Origin of the sequence: Streptococcus infantis (genome assembly GCF_001579645.1) — a bacterium.
Classification (GTDB): domain Bacteria; phylum Bacillota; class Bacilli; order Lactobacillales; family Streptococcaceae; genus Streptococcus; species Streptococcus infantis_E.
In genome coordinates this window covers 354,434-356,873 of the sequence record NZ_KQ970818.1, presented here as the reverse complement: position 1 = coordinate 356,873, position 2,440 = coordinate 354,434, and the positions used below count along the sequence as shown (strand labels likewise).

2 protein-coding genes and 1 tRNA gene are annotated in these 2,440 nt (G+C 37.4%); all 3 read right to left on the bottom strand.

Annotated features, from left to right (window positions below; translation table 11 throughout):
• Positions 1-207: 207 nt before the first annotated feature.
• Entirely contained in the window at positions 208-840 is a 633-nt protein-coding gene (gene vex2, locus SINDD18_RS01705) for an ABC transporter ATP-binding subunit Vex2 (protein ID WP_061862867.1), read from the bottom strand.
• A gap of 13 nt (positions 841-853) precedes the next feature.
• Positions 854-2,131 (bottom strand): ABC transporter permease, encoded by a 1,278-nt coding sequence (locus tag SINDD18_RS01700; protein ID WP_061862866.1) that lies wholly within the window; start codon positions 2,129-2,131, stop codon positions 854-856.
• A 133-nt stretch (positions 2,132-2,264) separates the two neighbouring features.
• Positions 2,265-2,350 (bottom strand) — tRNA-Leu (locus SINDD18_RS01695).
• Positions 2,351-2,440: the final 90 nt, after the last annotated feature.

The window sequence follows — 2,440 nt, the reverse complement described above, 5'->3', positions numbered from 1 at the left end:
TCCCTTAAATAGTGCGGACGGGAGCAACTTCATTTTAGAATTTCATCCCTAATTTTTGAGCCATCTGTCTCAAAAATCCCGTCCTAGATAATAACAAAGTTATTATCTAGGATACCACTATAGCGGGAAATAACTGTTTAAGAATCACTTCGTTTATACTTCCTTAATAGTTTACTAAAGCAATTCCAAAAGTTTAAGAAGTAGACTCTATTTTTCAGTCAGTTTCTTATCCTTCAATTCAAGTGTAATATCTGACGCCTGTGCTACTTCCTTGCTATGGGTCACAACGATCACACACTTGCCTGTTTTCTCAGCGAGAGATTTGAGCAAATCGATGATATCCCCAGCAGTCTTAGGATCCAAGTTTCCTGTTGGTTCATCTGCTAAAATCACTGGTGCTTCCGATACAAGGCTACGAGCAATGGCAACACGTTGTTGCTGCCCACCTGATAATTGGAGAACATTCCGCTTGATTTGATTTTCATCTAAACCAAGTTCAAGAAGAGTATCCTTGCTAGCTTTTTTGTTAACCAAGCGGATATTTTCCAATGGAGAAAGATAATCAATCAAGTTATAGTTTTGGAAAACCAAAGAGATATGGTGCATACGATGATAAGAATAACCTTGTTCACGAATATCCTTGCCTTCGAATAGGATGGCACCTTCGACTGGACTATCAAGTCCTGCTAATAGAGATAAGAGTGTTGACTTCCCAGCTCCTGATTCTCCGATAATACTATAAAACTTACCAGGTTCAAAATCGTAATTGATTTTATATAATACAGCTTCTGCAGTGTTCTTGTAACGATAAGTAAGATCTTGTAATTGTAGTAAAGTCATGATTTCTCCTTCATTAACTAATAGATGATAAAATTTCCTTAGGTGATTTTCTAAATAAAAAGATAAAGCAAAGTGCAACTGACAAGCAGCTGATTATAAGTAGGAAGATATAAGATTCTCCAAATGATAGAAGACTTGTTGAAAGATTCGTTGCTTTTGCTAGCGTATCTTGTAGGGCAGCTTGGTCGCCACTTGCTAATACAGTCTTCAAGAGATAGGAAGTAATGGCATTTCCAGCTACAAATGCTGGCAGAATAGCTGCCAATGAAACTAGGATGACTTCTAGGCAGAATTGGCTAAAGATTGCTCCTTTTCCCTTACCTAGTGCCAATAAAATACCAACCTCGTAGACTCGCTCTCGTAACCAAAGTGACAAGACCAAGATCAGCGCTCCTACCCCAGCGATCATAACGCCATAGAGGAAAATTTGGAGGAAGGTTTGGAAGGTCGAAACTGAATCCTTGATTTGTTCAAAAGCCTTATTTTCCTTTTCAACTTGATAACCTTTCGTTTCCAGAGATAACTTTTCAACCTCTTGAATGATACTATCCATATCATTTGGATTTTCTAGATAGAAACGAGCTGCAGTTACTTGAGCTTCCTTATTTCCAAGAAGACTTTGGCTACTTTCGTAGTCTGTATAGACCGTGTTTTCACTAAAATCTGACGAAAGACCAGTGAATTTCTCTTGCTTCTTACCTGAGAAAATACCTACGATTTCATAGTCTAGCCTTTGTCCACTATTTCCTTCAACTTGACCAGGATTTAAGTTAATCTTATCTCCTAGCTTTAGATTGTTTTTCTTTGCTAAATCTTCATGGATTAAGATTTTTTTACGATCCCCTTTTTCGATATGCCTTCCTTCTTTAAGGGTAAAGGCGGAACTTGTAAAAGAAACATCCTTGGAAGAGTCTTCTAATGCAATCAAACTGATAAGATTTTTTTCATCCTCTGTCAAATCATCCCTTTGGATACTTTGTTCTCCAGTAACGACTTCTTTGTCAGTTAACTTGGCTATTGTTTCTAGCTCAGGTGAAATCCTCTCAAGACCCTTTATCTTTTTAAGGTCATCTAGTTGAGACAGTTGAAAGGTCTGATCTGCTTCTATTCTTTTAATAGAAAAAGACGTATTTAATGAGCGATAGAGATTATTTTCTACTGTTTTGTTGGACTTCATGAGCGTCAGACAAGCCGATATTCCTGCCAATAAGACAAATAGAATCAGGAATAATATGAGACTTCTCAGTCGTTTTCTGCTGACGTAAGCCCAAGCTCTTTGAGTGGGATTCATATAGCACCTCCATATTTGTAAAACCATTATAATATTCAAATATGAAATGTTTATGAAATCACAAAAAAAGAGCAAAATCTTTGCCCTTGTTTATATAAAAATAAAGAGCTAGCCGAAGCTAACTCTTTTCCTATGCGGAGAGAGGGACTTGAACCCTCACGACCTAAAGCGGTCACAGGATCCTTAGTCCTGCGCGTCTGCCAATTCCGCCATCCCCGCGTCGATTACTTTACTAGTATATCAACTTTCATAAACTTTGTCAACACTTTTTTCAGATTTTTTTCAGATTTTTTGAATACATTATTCTTG

Coding starts and splice junctions, on each gene's coding strand:
- vex2 (WP_061862867.1), bottom strand. CDS start 840: ATGACTTTACTACAATTACAAGATCTTACTTATCGTTACAAGAACACT.
- SINDD18_RS01700 (WP_061862866.1), bottom strand. CDS start 2,131: ATGAATCCCACTCAAAGAGCTTGGGCTTACGTCAGCAGAAAACGACTG.